Raw genomic sequence first — 15,043 nt, 5'->3', positions numbered from 1 at the left:
TATGAAAGCACTTATCACAATCATCATGGGATTAGCACTAACAGCTTGTGGCGGAGGCGGTGGCGGCGGAGGTGGTAACAGTACACCACCTCCACCAACCCAAACCACCGTTGTAGAGGAAGACACTACCCAACAGGAAGAAAAAACCGTAGAAGAGACTACCGTAACTGTAGAAGATGCAACCATGCAGGACCTAGTAGTACCGGATGGCTTTAGCTACAACCCAGTGACGGAAGGTACGCTCAATGTAGACATCAGTAGTTTCTCTTCTCAACGAGCGCACCTAAGCGTGTACAAAGAGTTTGTCGAGAACAGTTCAGGTAACTACGATGCAAAATACCCAAGCAAAGTCGCATCGGTTCCACTCAACAATGGTACAGCAAATGTCGACTTTAATGTTTCTGATAGCCAAGGTAGCCTACTTGTTGAAATTTGGTTCTATGACGGTAGTGACCCAATTCAGAAAGTGATTACTTCTGGAGACAACACTTGGACCATGTAACTGGGTAAATCGAAAGCTGTCTTTCAGAACAAATCTTCAATCTTTAACTTAAAAATCGCATCGTTCTTTTGAACATGCGATTTTTTTGTTGTAAAACAGTAAGATTATCCACCTAGCAAACTAAAGACAATGCAAGCACTGATTAGTACTGATGAACTCAATAGCCTTCTCGGCCAACCTAACGTCAAGCTCCTCGACGCTAGTATTGCGTTTCAAATCCCTTCTGAAGGTAAAAAGATTCAAGATAAGTGGATTCCAAATACTTTACGCTTTGATTACGACAATGACTTTTGCTTACCCGGCTCCTCCCTACCGCATATGATGCCAACAGAAGAAGGCTTCAACCAAAGTGCGCAACAACTCGGTTTGAACAACGAAGACTTGATTGTGGTTTATGACAACTCAGGCACTTTAGCGGCACCAAGAGCTTGGTGGATGTTCAAAGCCATGGGGCATGACAATGTTCGAGTCTTAAATGGCGGTCTTCCAGCTTGGATTGAAGCAGGACTCCCTGCCGAAAGTGCCCTATCGCAACCAAGCGAAGAAGGCAACTTTGCGGGCAAGCTCAACCAAAATGCCTTTTTGAGTGCACAAGATGTTCTTGCTCATTCAACCAATAAAAGTGCCAATATCATCGATGCCAGAGCCAAAGCTCGCTTCCTTGGTGAAGTGCCTGAGCCACGAGAAGGTCTACGTAGTGGGCACATTCCAAATTCGGTTTGCTTACCGTTTCAAGAACTCTTGACCAACGGTCACATTAAACCAAATTCAGAGTTGCAACAGATATTTAGCGCACTAACGATAGATAGTGACAATTCGATTATTTTTAGTTGCGGTTCCGGTGTAACCGCATGCATTTTATTACTCGCGGCGTATCAAATTGGTCTGGACAACCTGTCGGTGTACGACGGTTCTTGGACCGAATGGGGTGCAGACCACTCTCTACCTATCGAGTGTTAAGACAAGTGTCTGTTTAACAAAGTATCTTACGTTTATCTAAAGATGATGTGTTCCAATAAACTAAACGCAGCTTCTAAACCAAACTTGTCATTTCGAAATAGAAACTGGCTATGAGTGATTTGTCCCTCCTCATAGCCTGACTACATCAAAAGCCGACTATTTCCGTTAGCGTTCAGATGTCGCGTTACCGTGCATTTGCTCATCTAAGTTGAGCACGGTTAATGCGTTGCTAACGCTCGTGGCGATCACGTCTATCGCTCCAGTTCTTAATGCTCCGAGTAGAGCGAGTGGCTTGCTGTTCTCAGCTGCGATCGCAATAACTTCCGAGATCGGCCGAAACTCTTCAATACCAAGTCCAATTACTCGGTCACTCATTACCGTGTTCGCTACATTACCGTGAATATCAAAGAAGTCATAACCTGCAAAATCCCCTACCACACCTTGTTGAAGTCTCGACTGAACCACTTCATCAGGCGTAAACCAACCTAAGTCGACCATGTAACTGTTTTCGCTCATGTCACCAATACCAACCAAAGCAACATCGGCTTTACGTGCTAGGTCGAGCGTTTGTTTCACGGTTGCATTTTGCATGAAGGCCAACTTCTGTTCTCTATTTTCTGCGTATGCCGGCGCATAAAGGGTTTCAGAGGTCCCCCCATATTTCTTCGCCAACTGACGACAAATATGGTCGGCGTTATACATACCGCCACGCGGGTGAATACCACCAATACCACACACAAATTTACAGTCACGCGGCGTAATAACACCAATATGGTGAGCGACAGACGACACGTTGCGCCCTTGTCCGACCGTCACCACCATGCCGTTTTTGAGCGTGCTAGTGAGATAATTGGACACCAATCCCGATACCTGTAGTCGTTGCGCTTCTTCATTCGGTTGATCAAGAGCAACAAGCGCGCGCTTAACGCCGAATCGCTCGATCAAACGTTGTTCAATCTTGGCGCTGAACACCGGATGGTATTTAACGGTAATTTCAACAATGCCTTCATCACGCGCCTGCTTGAGCATTCGCCCGACCTTTGCGCGTGATATGGCAAATTTTCTCGATATCTCTTCCTGAGTCGCACCGTCTTGATAATACGCGACGGAAATCTCTGTCAACAAATCCGTGTTTTCAATGGAAATATCTTGATTAGAACTGCTCATGGTTTCTCTCGCCCTTTAAGAGGATCGATATTGTATGCAATAAGTGAACATATGCTCATTGACTTAGCATATGTTCTTTATCAATTTAAACGCTACATTTGCTCATCGCAATAACATTTTCTCACTACAATTTTTTACCCTCTTGGACAACGCTCAAGCTTTGAACAATAAGGGCAAACGTTTATTTGGGTTAACCACTAAACACACAGTAAAAAAACGTTGATGAAGTTCACTATAAGTCCATTTCAGCGATTGACTTTCAGCATAGATAGGATAAATATGGACACATCATTTACTCAGCTATCGATCAAATGTTCATAGCATTTGTTCGGTAACGAAATTTTCCGTAGTTGGCTGAGCAGATGTCTCATTAAATGCGATGAGACGGTTAGCTAACTCGCTTGCAAATGCACAAGCTGTGATAACAAAAATCACGCTTAAGCCCATTTAAATAGGATGATCGATTATGAGCAACAAGTTAGAGCAACTTCGTAAACTAACGACTGTAGTAGCAGACACTGGCGAGATTGATGCAATTAAAAAGTATCAGCCAGAAGACGCAACAACTAACCCTTCTCTTATCCTTAAAGCCGCTCAAATCGCAGAGTACGCACCTCTAATCGATGCTTCAATCGAATACGCTAAAGCACAGAGCAACGACAAAGCTCAACAAGTTCAAGATACTTGTGACATGCTTGCAGTAAACATCGGTAAAGAAATCCTAAAAACTATCCCAGGTCGTATCTCTACAGAAGTAGACGCTCGTCTATCTTACGATATGGAAGGCAGCGTAGCGAAAGCTCGTCAACTAGTGAAAATGTACAACGATGCTGGCATCACTAACGACCGTATCCTTATCAAACTGGCTTCAACTTGGGAAGGCATTCGCGCAGCTGAGATCCTAGAAAAAGAAGGTATCAACTGTAACCTAACGCTTCTCTTCTCGTTCGCTCAAGCACGTGCTTGTGCAGAAGCGGGTGTATTCCTAATCTCGCCATTCGTTGGTCGTATCATGGACTGGTACAAAGCGAAAGAAGGCCGTGACTTCGAAGCTCAAGAAGATCCAGGCGTACTATCTGTAACTAAGATCTACAACTACTACAAAGAATACGGCTACAAAACTGTAGTTATGGGCGCAAGCTTCCGTAACATCGGTGAGATCTTAGAACTAGCTGGTTGTGACCGTCTAACTATCGCTCCTGCTCTACTTGCAGAACTAGAAGCAGCTGAAGGTGAAGTAGTTGAGAAACTAGTTGATTCTAAAGGCGCAGCTGAGCGTCCAGCACCAATGACTCACGCTGAGTTCCTATGGGAACATAACCAAGACCCAATGGCTGTTGAGAAGCTGGCTGAAGGTATCCGCAACTTCGCCGTTGACCAAGGCAAACTAGAAGCGATGATCGAAGCTAAGCTTTAATTGCTTACCAAAAGCGAGTAGCCCGTCTACTCGCTTTTACCATCAGCACTATTTTCAAAAAATTCTATTTGAACTTGTTTCGGCGAGTTCCCTCTATTTAAATCAAATATCGAGAAGTAATCACTATGGATCGTAAACATCTAGCAAATGCAATCCGTGCGCTAAGCATGGATGGTGTTCAACAAGCTAACTCTGGTCACCCAGGTGCACCTATGGGTATGGCTGACATCGCTGAAGTTCTTTGGCGCTCTCATCTAAACCACAACCCATCAAACCCTGAGTGGGCAGACCGCGACCGTTTCGTACTGTCTAACGGCCACGGCTCAATGCTGATTTACTCTCTACTGCACCTTGCAGGTTACGAGTTGTCTATCGACGATCTGAAAAACTTCCGTCAGCTTCACTCTAAAACTCCTGGTCACCCAGAGTATGGTTACGCGCCAGGTATCGAGACCACAACGGGTCCGCTAGGTCAAGGCATCACTAACGCGGTTGGTATGGCTCTAGCTGAAAAAGCGCTAGCAGCACAGTTCAACAAAGAAGGCCACGACATCGTTGACCACTTCACTTACGTGTTCATGGGCGACGGCTGTCTGATGGAAGGTATTTCGCACGAGGCATGTTCTCTTGCAGGTACTCTAGGTCTAGGCAAGCTGATCGCGTTCTGGGATGACAACGGCATCTCTATCGACGGTCACGTTGAAGGTTGGTTCTCTGACGATACACCTAAGCGTTTTGAATCATACGGCTGGCACGTAATCCCTGCTGTAGATGGTCACGACTCTGAAGCGATCAACGCAGCAATCGAAGCGGCAAAAGCGGATCCACGCCCTACACTTATCTGTACTAAAACTATCATCGGTTTTGGTTCACCAAACAAATCTGGTTCACACGACTGTCACGGTGCGCCACTAGGTGCTGAGGAAATTGCAGCAACACGTAAAGAACTAGGTTGGGAGCACGGTCCTTTTGAAATTCCGCAAGAAGTCTACGCAGAATGGTCAGCGAAAGAAACAGGCGCAGCTAAGGAAGCAGCGTGGAACGAGAAATTTGCAGCTTATGAAGCAGCGTACCCTGAGCTGGCAGCTGAATTTAAACGCCGCGTAAACGGTGAGCTTCCTGCACAGTGGGAAGAAAAAGCAAGCCAAATCATTGCTGATCTTCAAGCTAACCCAGCAAACATTGCATCACGTAAAGCGTCTCAAAATGCTCTAGAAGCATTTGGTGCTCTACTACCAGAGTTCATGGGTGGCTCTGCTGACCTAGCACCTTCTAACCTAACAATGTGGTCTGGTTCTAAGTCTCTAGAAGCAAGCGACTTCTCTGGTAACTACATCCACTACGGCGTGCGTGAATTCGGTATGACAGCGATCATGAACGGTATCGCGCTACACGGTGGTTTCGTTCCTTACGGCGCAACATTCCTAATGTTCATGGAGTATGCACGTAACGCAATGCGTATGGCTGCACTGATGAAAATTCAGAACATCCAAGTGTACACGCATGACTCTATCGGTCTTGGCGAAGATGGTCCAACTCACCAACCAGTTGAGCAAATGGCATCGCTACGCCTAACACCAAACATGAGCACATGGCGTCCATGTGACCAAGTTGAGTCCGCTGTAGCTTGGAAACTAGCGATTGAACGTAAAGATGCACCGACAGCACTTATCTTCTCTCGTCAAAACCTTGCGCAACAAGAGCGCACAGTAGAACAAGTAGCAGACATCGCGAAAGGTGCTTACATTCTGAAAGATTGCGAAGGCAAGCCAGAGCTAATCCTTATCGCAACAGGTTCTGAAGTTGAACTAGCAGTAGAAGCAGCAGCACAGCTAACTGCTGAAGGTAAGAAAGTACGCGTTGTTTCAATGCCATCAACAGACGCATTCGACAAACAAGACGCCGCTTACCGTGAAGCTGTACTGCCATCAGACGTAACAGCACGTATCGCAATTGAAGCAGGTATTGCTGACTTCTGGTACAAGTACGTAGGCTTCGACGGTCGCATCATTGGTATGACTTCATTCGGTGAATCTGCACCAGCCGGCGAACTATTCAAAATGTTTGGTTTCACGACTGAAAACGTAGTGAACACAGCAAAAGAGCTACTCGCGTAATTGCAGTAAAAAGATAGTCAGTTTTCTCTATTGCGAATGTGAAAACTGAAAAGCCCCACCAGCAATGGCGGGGCTTTCTTTTATCTGGCTCCTATTCGCATAAACGCAGCCAGGGCATAAACATCACAACTTTCGTTACGACTATTTGTCTTCAAATCGAAGTGCGAGCTGATAGAAATCTTGTACTTGGTCTTTCAACTGTCGGCTATTTTGCTCAACTGAATGTGTTGCTGCCAAGTTTTGTTCTGCGGTCGAAGCGATAGAATGAATGTGCTGGTTTACATCACTAGATAGCTTTAACTGGTTATTCGCCGCTTCTGCTACATCAACCATCAGCCCACTCATGGTTTGCATCATCTGTTCAACTTCAGACAAACGCAACGCGCTTTGTTCTGCTACTTGAGAACAGGCATCGGTTTGCTCTTTGTTTGCCAGAATATCTTTCTGCCAACTTTGAATCGTTGCCAACATAGTGGAGATAGAGGCTTGGATTTGTTCAGTTGCATTGGATGTACGCCCAGAAAGCGCGCGGACCTCATCAGCTACAACAGCAAAACCACGACCTTGCTCCCCTGCCCTTGCTGCTTCAATCGCCGCGTTAAGTGCCAGTAAATTGGTTTGCTCTGCGATCCCACCAATCTCTTCCATCAAATGGTTCACCTTCTGCGCCTGATCACTCAGTTGATACGTCGTTTCCGTCGCTTTTTCAGCTTGAAGGCTTAATTGCGCTAGATTGGTGTGCGTTTGATCAATGGTCTCCTTCGCCATCAAGCATGACTTCAATGTATCATCAATCAACATATGGGCATCATTGGTACTCGAAGAAACCGAATTTGCCGACAACTCCACCTCTTGGGTAGCATCTCGCACACGATGAATATCGGTATTTTGCTGATTTAATGCAGCTGAGACTTCTGCCGTTGTTTGACTAAGCTCTTCGGCGCAATGCTGTAAAGGCAATGCGGAGTCAGTCATTCTTCCTAACACGGTTCGAATTCTTGCGGATAGCATTTTGATATGGAAATCAGCAATCGAAAATGCCGTGTTACCGGAATAGATCAAGCGACTTACGCTGTCATATTGCTTTTGTAACTTTTTAAGTTGCTGAGGTGTATCAATTAACTCTTGGCGGAATAACAGAGCCAGAACACTTGCAGGTAACGCACTTGCAAGCCAAGCCAACGGCCCTTCAACAGACAACGCATATGCGGTTGCAGGTGCGGTTAGTGCACCAAGTAGAATCGCATAGCGAATGGTTTCATTGATTTTCAACGACCAAGTTCGGCCAGACTTCTCTGCAGCACGCATGCTTTTGTAGGCTTTTGTCGCAATATCAACCCACTCTCGCTTTGGTTTCACGCGCACTGATTGATACCCAACAACATGGTTGTCTTCGTAGATAGGGGTGACATAAGCATCAACCCAATAGTAACCGCCAGACTTAGTGGCATTCTTAACCATTCCACGCCAGGCTTTACCTTGTTTAAGGCGTGCCCACATGTCACCGAAAGCGGCTTTAGGCATATCATTATGACGAACTATATTGTGGTTCTGACCGACAAGTTCTTCGTGAGTGTATTCAGCAACGCGGCAAAAGGCTTCATTACAATATGTAATAACACCTTGTAAGTTCGTTGTTGAGACGAGTTCCTCAGACTCCCTCACGAGAGTTTCTTGAGCTTTATGAGAAATATTGGCTGACATAGACGAAACTTCTTTAGTTTTTATTGATTTTCGGCAAGATATATACAGGATTTTTATTTTTATTACAAAAAGTTAGATAAAAAGTCTTATCAAATCGACATTTTTATTGTGGGAATTCACATTATCGATAAAAACATAAAGAAGAGATTGTTGATTTGAGCTAATAAACAAACCCGACACGATCGGCCGGGTTATATATTAAGCCTTAATTAAGCGGTTTGTGATTCTGGCTTTTTATTCGTTTTTAACGCAAACATCGCGATAACGAGTAACACAAATGGAAGAACATACAAATTAAGATTCTGCCAACCTACGGTAGACTCAAGCCAACCAGATAGTAATGCGGTGATGGTGACACAACTGAACACGAAGAATTCATTAAACGCTTGAGCCTTGCTTCTGTTTTTCGCTTCATAGCTTTGACTAAACAGCCCGGTTGCTGCGATAAACATAAAGTTCCACCCTATTCCTAACAGGATTAAAGCAAGACTAAAATGCCAGATAGACACTCCATGTATATTAATTCCAATACAAGCAACAAATAGCAATCCACCCGCCAAAATCATATTCTTAGCGCCAAACCGCTCTATCAGACGGCCCGTGACAAACGCAGGTGCAAACATACCCAACACGTGCCATTCGATCACTCCCGCCGCTTTATCAAAATCAAAGCCACAACCAATCATCGCTAAAGGAGTTGCTGTCATTAAAATGTTCATCACCGCGTACGCAACCATTGCCGCGATAACTGCTAGCATGAAATTAGGTCGACGAATAATCAGTCTCAGCTTATCCGCCTTAGCGTGTAGCGCCTGCGTGTGTGCAGGTGGAAAACGAATGGTTTGTAGCACAACCAACGCAGTTATATAAAGCACGACAAGCACAGCAAATGCACTAATGTATAAGCCATCACCTGACCACTGCTGTGAGTACACCGCCAAATTAGGTCCAAGGATCGCCGCTAACACCCCACCCGCCATAGATATCGAAATCGCCCTATGCCTTGCCGACTCTTCACACACTTCAATGGCAGCAAACCTGTATAGAGTACCGAAACCTATACCAACACCAAGCAAAAACGTAGACATGCAGAACAGATAGAAGTTTTGTTGACTTAATGCATACGTCGCTAGACTAGCACCCAAAATGCCAATGACATTACCAAGGCTAAAACCAAGGCGACGCCCTAACTTGCCCATAATTAGCGACGCGGGAATTGTCGCGGCCATCAGTCCCAAAAACTGCAGTGCAACTGGTAATGTGATAAAACTTGATGACGGCGCAAGTGTTTTGCCAATAAGGGCAATAACAGATATGAGTAAAATATTCCCTGTCATTAATAAGGCTTGGCAGAGGGATAGAAGCCATACATTACGATTCAATTCCAAATTCCTTTTGGTTACAACGTATACAGATAACATATAGGAAAGCAGAAGCAATAGAAAGATATGAGAGTAATTCTCAACAAAAAGAGCCAGAGGCATAGTACCTCTGGCTCTTCACTATTCACTTTTAAAAAAGTTTTTCTGTTGAGTTTACTTGTTGCGGCGCGCTTTTACTGCATCAGAAAGCTGACGAAGTACCGTTTCCGTATCTTCCCAACCAATACATGCATCAGTGATCGACTGACCATAAGTGGCTGCTTTGCCATCCACTAAGTCTTGGCGACCTTCAACTAAATGAGACTCGATCATCACTCCAAAAATGGCTTCTTCGCCACCTGAGATTTGCTCGGATACATCATCAGACACCAGCATTTGACGCTTGAACTGCTTCGAGCTGTTAGCATGGCTAAAATCAATCATCACTTTTTTCGGCAGACCTGCGGTGTCCAGCTCATCTTTAATTTGAGCTACATGTGCTGCACTGTAGTTTGGTTCTTTACCGCCACGTAGAATGATATGGCAGTCTGGATTACCAGCGGTTTCTACGATCGCGGAATGACCGTATTTTGTTACTGAAAGGAAGTGATGGGAAGCGCTTGCAGAACGAATCGCGTCGCTCGCTATTTTAATATTCCCGTCTGTACCGTTTTTGAAACCTACAGGACAAGAAAGACCAGAAGCTAGCTCGCGGTGAACCTGAGATTCTGTCGTACGAGCACCGATAGCGCCCCAACTGATCAAATCCGCCACGTACTGAGGTGTGATCATATCTAAGAATTCACTTGCCGTTGGCAAGCCCATATCGGTTAGATCAAGAAGAAGTTTACGTCCGATACGTAGACCATCATTTAGCTTATAGGTGTCATTTAAGTAAGGGTCATTGATAAGGCCTTTCCAACCAACGGTCGTACGCGGCTTTTCAAAATAAACTCGCATGACAACCTCAAGCTGCTCGCCCAGTTCATCACGTAGTACTTTTAGCTTTTTACCGTACTCAACCGCGGCAGCCGGATCGTGAATAGAACACGGGCCAACGATCACGAGTAATCGATCGTCTTTTCCTTCAAGAATATTGTGAATGGCGTTACGGCAATCAAAAGTGGTCGAAGAAGCGGTTTCAGTCGCTGGGAACTTCTCTAATACTGCAACAGGTGGCAATAACTCTTTTACTCTATTTATTCTTACATCATCAGTTTGAAACATTACTTCTACTTCCTGGTTTTATTTCCGACCCCATTTTTACCAACTGAACTCATTGCAACATTGTTCACAAAGCGAGCAGCATCAAGGGCTGTGGTCATTTTCTGTCTAGCGTTTAAGTAACTTATCGGCTTAGGCGTAGACTTGCAATCAGTTTTTGCAAATAAATGCAAATAAAAACCACCTGTTAACCACCGCGCACAATGTAAAGTAAAGTTTACGAAAAAAAGTTCAAAATAATCATCAATTTTCTTATGCACCAAAAAATCTTTACTACAATGTAAGAAATATCAGAAGTTTGTGAGGTATTTTTGGGTAGTAAATGTTGATCAAGTTCAAATATATTGTTGCTTGATATGAAATGATTAGAGTATTAAACTAATTTCTTATAAACACTGGTTTTTTCTAATTTTTTGATAAAACGAAGTAGAAGTTAATATGCAATCAATACAAGGAAACATTATGAACAAAGTAGCAATTGCAGTAGCAGCAGTGGTAGCTGGTAGTAGCGCGCTTTTAAACTCTGCTCAAGCTGAAATGTACATCGGGGGCAAAGTGGGCATGACTACACTTGACGACGCTTGCTATCTAAATAGCCCTTGTGATGATGAAGCGTTCGGTGCAGGACTACATATCGGTTATGACTTTACCGATATCATCGGGCTAGAGTACGGCGTAGACTTCTTAGGCGACTATGAAGGAAACTCTAGGTCAGGGGCTAATACGATTAATACGATTGACGGCAATCTAACGGCTTTAACACTTGCACCTAAATTCAACTGGCACTTAAACGACTCTTGGAATCTGTTTGCTAAGATCGGTGGTGCTTACATGATGTCTGATGACGAAACAGACTTTGTCCCAACAGGTTCTTTGGGTGCTGAATACTCGATCGATAGAAACTGGAGTGTTCGCGCTGAATACCAACGTTACCAAGACATGTCTGACGACGTGTGGGACGACATGGATGCTAACTTCTTTGGTATCGGTGTTAACTACAAATTCGCAGCTGCTCCAGTTGTTGCAGCAGTTGTAACGGAAGAAGTGATCGAGCCAGATCCAGAACCAGTGATGATGAGCAAGGTGCACAAAGAAGAGTACGGTACAGGTACGTTTGAATTCGATAGTGCTAAGTTAACAGAGTCCGTTTCTGAACGTCTGGACAACTTTGTTTCATTCTTGAACGAATATCCTCAAGCTCAAGTAGAGATTACTGGTTACACAGATAGCTCAGGCCCTGCGGCATACAACCAAAAACTGTCTGAGCGTCGTGCTCAATCTGTTGCTGATTACCTAACCGCAGCTGGCATTGGTTCAGATCGTTTGACAGTCAAAGGTATGGGTGAAGAAAACCCAGTTGCTGACAACAGCACTCGCGAAGGTCGTGAGAAAAACCGTCGCGTAGAAGTTGTAGTACCTTCATTTGAATACCAAGAGCTAGTTCAACCAGAATAAGCATCTATGATTCATGATCGATGATGTGGTAAAAATTAATGGGGTGCATTTGCACCCCATTTTGATCTCATATTAAGGGATATTGCCACTATGGTTTTGGGAAAAAGATCAACTCATTATCTTGCACCATAACGCAATCCATACCAGCTGCATGCGCCGCTCGCTTCCCCAACTCAGTATCCTCGAACACAAGACACTGTGACGCCTCCAAGTCGAGTTGTTCCGCGGCCACCAAAAAGGTATCTGGAAAGGGTTTATGGTTCTCTACATCACTCGCGGTTACTACAACATCCAACTTGTCTAATAAACCTGCATGACTTAATAAGCGCATGGCACTTTCTCGTTGGCTGCCAGTCCCGACTGCAATTTTCTTATGGCCTAAATATTCCTCTAACACGATGTTCGTGCAAGGAATAACGTCACCATGAAGCTCCATAGCAGCGAATGTTTCCATTTTAAATGTCGCGACAGTTTTAGGGTCTAATGAAAGCTCATGCACACGATTTAGTTCCTCAACAATTTTAAAGCTCGGCATCCCTCCCAAACTGTGAAACCATTCCTGGCAAAACGGAAAATCAAAACGCTCAGCAGTTGCTTGCCAAGCTGCCAAGTGGGCTGGCATGGTATCGATTAGAGTACCATCCATATCAAATATGAATCCCTCATAGGGTCTAAAATCAATCGTGCTCATGTCTTTTCTTCTATTTGTGCATCTGTAATGTTAATTTATCAGCTCTTTCAATCGTCCTTACCGGCATTTACTTATCATGCTCAAAATTTCGAACTCCGTCACAATTCAAGAGTGGGAAATTCAATTATCCCCAATTAGAGCTCAAGGAAATGGTGGCCAGAACGTTAACAAGGTAGCGTCCGCTATACACCTGCGCTTTGATATCCGGAATTCCAGCTTACCTGACTTCTACAAAGAGCGATTACTTGCACTTTCTGATAGTCGTATAAGTAAAGATGGCGTGATCATCATCAAAGCGCAACAATTTCGGACACAAGAACAAAATAAGGAAGACGCCCTAAATCGGCTTCAAGCATTGATAAAAGCTGCCGCTTTACAGGAGAAGAAGCGTATTAAAACGAAACCAACCCGCGCTTCTCAACGCCGACGACTTGATACAAAAAACAAGCACGGAGCGAAAAAACAGCAACGTAAAAAAGTGCTGTATTAGTGAATGTCGTTTTCTCGACATGTTAGTTGAACAACGTTTGCTAGCCCTTGGAAATCTCATTGGATTTCTCTTTTTAGTTACTTATTCAGGAAACAACAATATGACTATTAGGCAAAAACTCTACTTCCTCGGAGTTATCGCCATTTTAGGCATCGTGGCCCTTTTGGGTACGTCATCCCATTTTGAAAATAAGAGCAATGACCTTAATCACGCCATCAAACTCGTTGGTGATCTAGAAATACGCTTACTAAACTTACGCAGAAATGAAAAAGATTTCCTACTACGTAGTAATGACAAATATCTAAATAAGTTTGACGCCAATGTTGACAAGTTTATAGACACAGAAAAAGAGCTTGCGAACATACTCAAGAGTAATGAATTACCTTCCAGTCAACAATTTAAGCAAGACTTGCTCGCATACCAAAGGGGCTTTCAGAATCTGGTCAGCGCTTACCAACGATACGGGCTTGATTCAAAGAGTGGGCTTCTCGCTGGTTACGAACAAGCACTATTAGAAGCAAAACAACGTTCAGACCACCAGCAGTTATTGGCATTAGTCCGTTTTGACTCTGCGGTAAAAGCAGGACTATTCAATAGTGACTTGCTTGAGGGGCAATATGCTCCGGAGCTTATCAAAACAGGTAAGCAATTGGCGGCCCAAAAGCAAGTTGTTGGGGTTGCTTATGACAAAGGCCTACTCGGTGAAACTCGCGCATTATCTCATGCCGTAGAAGAGCAATTTGAAACCTTTTCCACAGCCCTTAGCTCTGCTGCCGCACAACGTGATGAACAAATGTCGACCATCAAGCAGGTCATTACAGCTCTGATCTTAGTCGTTATTTTCGCATTGATTTGGCAAATTTCACGTTCAATCAATACGCGAGTGAATAGCTTACTTGGCACCATTCGAAGTATCAGCGAAACGAACAACATGGGACTTCGATCTGATTTGAAAGGTCAAGACGAGCTATTTGATATCAGTCATCACCTCAATGGCCTATTGGATAAGCTTGAGCATCTAATTAGTAGTACCCAAGAAAAATCGGCGCAACTCACTGCAAGTACCGATAATATGCATCGTGAGTTAGAAGGCGTTATGGAGCAATTCCACACTCAAACTGACCACACTGCATCAATGGCGACGGCAGTTCAGCAAATGGTTGCCACAATAGGTGAAATCTCTGAAAGCACATCAGTTGCGGTAGAAGGCGTACATCAGGCAGCGAATAATGCCGAACAAGGTCGAGGAGTTGTTGAGGCGACGGTAACCAACATCGGTCAACTAACCACGATTTTATCAAACAGCCAGCAGTCGATTGGCTCGCTGAATCAGCATGTAGATAAAATTGGTGGTGCCGTGAACATCATCCAAGAAATTGCAGAGCAAACCAACCTACTAGCTCTCAACGCAGCAATTGAAGCCGCGCGAGCAGGCGAACAAGGCCGCGGGTTTGCAGTTGTTGCCGATGAAGTACGCGCCCTAGCTAGCCGAACTCATCAATCCACAGAGGAAATCACGCGGGTCGTTGCAGATATTCAAACTCAAATGTCTACAGTTGTTGCTGATATTGATCAATGTAACGATCAAGGGCAACAAACACTTAATGCTTCTGAAAAACTGGATTCTAGCCTGCAACAGATCATCACTGACATGCATTCAATTCAAGGTAATTCGGAGCGCATAGCTTCAGCAATTGAAGAACAAGGTATCGTGATGAACCAAGTTAGCGGTTCAATCACCGAGCTAAACGCAATATCTGAGAATAACATGCAATCCGCTCAGGAATGCTTGCATGAAGTGAACTCTGTCTCTGCTCAAGCTCATGATATGGATGAAGCCGTTGCACAATTCAAAACTGCGCTAAAATAACCCTTTTTCAAAATAGAAAGCCCGAGGCAACCATTGCTTCGGGCTTTTTTTCAATTGTCACTTCGTGCTTACTGCACACTTCGGA

Annotated in this window: 12 protein-coding genes; 7 read left to right on the top strand and 5 right to left on the bottom strand. The window is 44.3% G+C overall.

Features of this window, described 5'->3' with window-relative positions; translation table 11 throughout:
- Window position 1: 1 nt before the first annotated feature.
- Window positions 2-502 (top strand): hypothetical protein, encoded by a 501-nt coding sequence (locus L3V37_RS04355; RefSeq protein ID WP_237305890.1) that lies wholly within the window; start codon window positions 2-4, stop codon window positions 500-502.
- 129 nt (window positions 503-631) lie between these two features.
- The gene (locus L3V37_RS04350; protein ID WP_171346090.1) at window positions 632-1,462 is read left to right on the top strand and encodes a sulfurtransferase; all 831 of its coding nucleotides are present in this window, start codon (window positions 632-634) and stop codon (window positions 1,460-1,462) included.
- Window positions 1,463-1,627: 165 nt separating this feature from the next.
- On the opposite strand, the gene L3V37_RS04345 is transcribed toward L3V37_RS04350, so the two are convergent.
- A complete protein-coding gene (locus L3V37_RS04345) occupies window positions 1,628-2,629 on the bottom strand; it encodes a sugar-binding transcriptional regulator (protein ID WP_005387670.1) in 1,002 nt (333 codons plus the stop codon).
- Between the two features lie 466 nt (window positions 2,630-3,095).
- Between L3V37_RS04345 and tal the strand changes: the two genes are divergently transcribed.
- Together tal and tkt are read left to right on the top strand one after the other, a co-directional pair.
- Window positions 3,096-4,046, top strand: coding sequence for a transaldolase (tal, locus tag L3V37_RS04340; RefSeq protein ID WP_005373488.1), 951 nt, complete (start codon window positions 3,096-3,098; stop codon window positions 4,044-4,046).
- 125 nt (window positions 4,047-4,171) lie between these two features.
- A complete protein-coding gene (gene tkt / locus L3V37_RS04335) occupies window positions 4,172-6,163 on the top strand; it encodes a transketolase (RefSeq protein ID WP_237305889.1) in 1,992 nt (663 codons plus the stop codon).
- Window positions 6,164-6,304: 141 nt separating this feature from the next.
- Here the strand turns inward: tkt and L3V37_RS04330 are convergent, their stop codons facing one another.
- The 3 genes from L3V37_RS04330 to aroG form a co-directional block, all read right to left on the bottom strand.
- On the bottom strand, window positions 6,305-7,867 hold the full coding sequence (locus tag L3V37_RS04330; RefSeq protein WP_065275191.1) for a methyl-accepting chemotaxis protein: 1,563 nt from the start codon (window positions 7,865-7,867) through the stop codon (window positions 6,305-6,307).
- A 209-nt stretch (window positions 7,868-8,076) separates the two neighbouring features.
- Window positions 8,077-9,249, bottom strand: a complete 1,173-nt coding sequence (locus L3V37_RS04325; protein ID WP_025767923.1) for an MFS transporter — start codon at window positions 9,247-9,249, stop codon at window positions 8,077-8,079.
- Window positions 9,250-9,402: 153 nt separating this feature from the next.
- A complete protein-coding gene (gene aroG, locus L3V37_RS04320; RefSeq protein ID WP_005389030.1) occupies window positions 9,403-10,455 on the bottom strand; it encodes a 3-deoxy-7-phosphoheptulonate synthase AroG in 1,053 nt (350 codons plus the stop codon).
- A gap of 459 nt (window positions 10,456-10,914) precedes the next feature.
- Here aroG and L3V37_RS04315 point away from each other — a divergent pair, with 459 nt between their 5' ends.
- On the top strand, window positions 10,915-11,907 hold the full coding sequence (locus tag L3V37_RS04315) for an OmpA family protein (protein ID WP_005373499.1): 993 nt from the start codon (window positions 10,915-10,917) through the stop codon (window positions 11,905-11,907).
- A gap of 88 nt (window positions 11,908-11,995) precedes the next feature.
- On the opposite strand, the gene L3V37_RS04310 is transcribed toward L3V37_RS04315, so the two are convergent.
- Window positions 11,996-12,598 carry a beta-phosphoglucomutase family hydrolase gene (locus L3V37_RS04310; RefSeq protein ID WP_017819896.1) on the bottom strand — a complete coding sequence of 201 codons (603 nt, stop codon included), beginning with the start codon at window positions 12,596-12,598 and terminating at the stop codon, window positions 11,996-11,998.
- Between the two features lie 76 nt (window positions 12,599-12,674).
- Here L3V37_RS04310 and arfB point away from each other — a divergent pair, with 76 nt between their 5' ends.
- Window positions 12,675-13,088 carry an alternative ribosome rescue aminoacyl-tRNA hydrolase ArfB gene (arfB, locus tag L3V37_RS04305; RefSeq protein ID WP_005389036.1) on the top strand — a complete coding sequence of 138 codons (414 nt, stop codon included), beginning with the start codon at window positions 12,675-12,677 and terminating at the stop codon, window positions 13,086-13,088.
- A 100-nt stretch (window positions 13,089-13,188) separates the two neighbouring features.
- Window positions 13,189-14,958 (top strand): methyl-accepting chemotaxis protein, encoded by a 1,770-nt coding sequence (locus L3V37_RS04300; protein ID WP_237305888.1) that lies wholly within the window; start codon window positions 13,189-13,191, stop codon window positions 14,956-14,958.
- Window positions 14,959-15,043: the final 85 nt, after the last annotated feature.

The organism is Vibrio sp. D54, from assembly GCF_021728075.1.
Lineage (GTDB): Bacteria > Pseudomonadota > Gammaproteobacteria > Enterobacterales > Vibrionaceae > Vibrio > Vibrio alginolyticus.
The sequence above is the reverse complement of the archived record's forward strand: the minus strand, read 5'-3'. Positions and strand labels throughout refer to the sequence as shown.

Bases quoted from the DNA above. Each gene is read 5' to 3' on its own strand.
- L3V37_RS04355 (WP_237305890.1), top strand. From the start codon at position 2: ATGAAAGCACTTATCACAATCATCATGGGATTAGCACTAACAGCTTGT.
- L3V37_RS04350 (WP_171346090.1), top strand. From the start codon at position 632: ATGCAAGCACTGATTAGTACTGATGAACTCAATAGCCTTCTCGGCCAA.
- L3V37_RS04345 (WP_005387670.1), bottom strand. From the start codon at position 2,629: ATGAGCAGTTCTAATCAAGATATTTCCATTGAAAACACGGATTTGTTG.
- tal (WP_005373488.1), top strand. From the start codon at position 3,096: ATGAGCAACAAGTTAGAGCAACTTCGTAAACTAACGACTGTAGTAGCA.
- tkt (WP_237305889.1), top strand. From the start codon at position 4,172: ATGGATCGTAAACATCTAGCAAATGCAATCCGTGCGCTAAGCATGGAT.
- L3V37_RS04330 (WP_065275191.1), bottom strand. From the start codon at position 7,867: ATGTCAGCCAATATTTCTCATAAAGCTCAAGAAACTCTCGTGAGGGAG.
- aroG (WP_005389030.1), bottom strand. From the start codon at position 10,455: ATGTTTCAAACTGATGATGTAAGAATAAATAGAGTAAAAGAGTTATTG.
- L3V37_RS04315 (WP_005373499.1), top strand. From the start codon at position 10,915: ATGAACAAAGTAGCAATTGCAGTAGCAGCAGTGGTAGCTGGTAGTAGC.
- L3V37_RS04310 (WP_017819896.1), bottom strand. From the start codon at position 12,598: ATGAGCACGATTGATTTTAGACCCTATGAGGGATTCATATTTGATATG.
- arfB (WP_005389036.1), top strand. From the start codon at position 12,675: ATGCTCAAAATTTCGAACTCCGTCACAATTCAAGAGTGGGAAATTCAA.
- L3V37_RS04300 (WP_237305888.1), top strand. From the start codon at position 13,189: ATGACTATTAGGCAAAAACTCTACTTCCTCGGAGTTATCGCCATTTTA.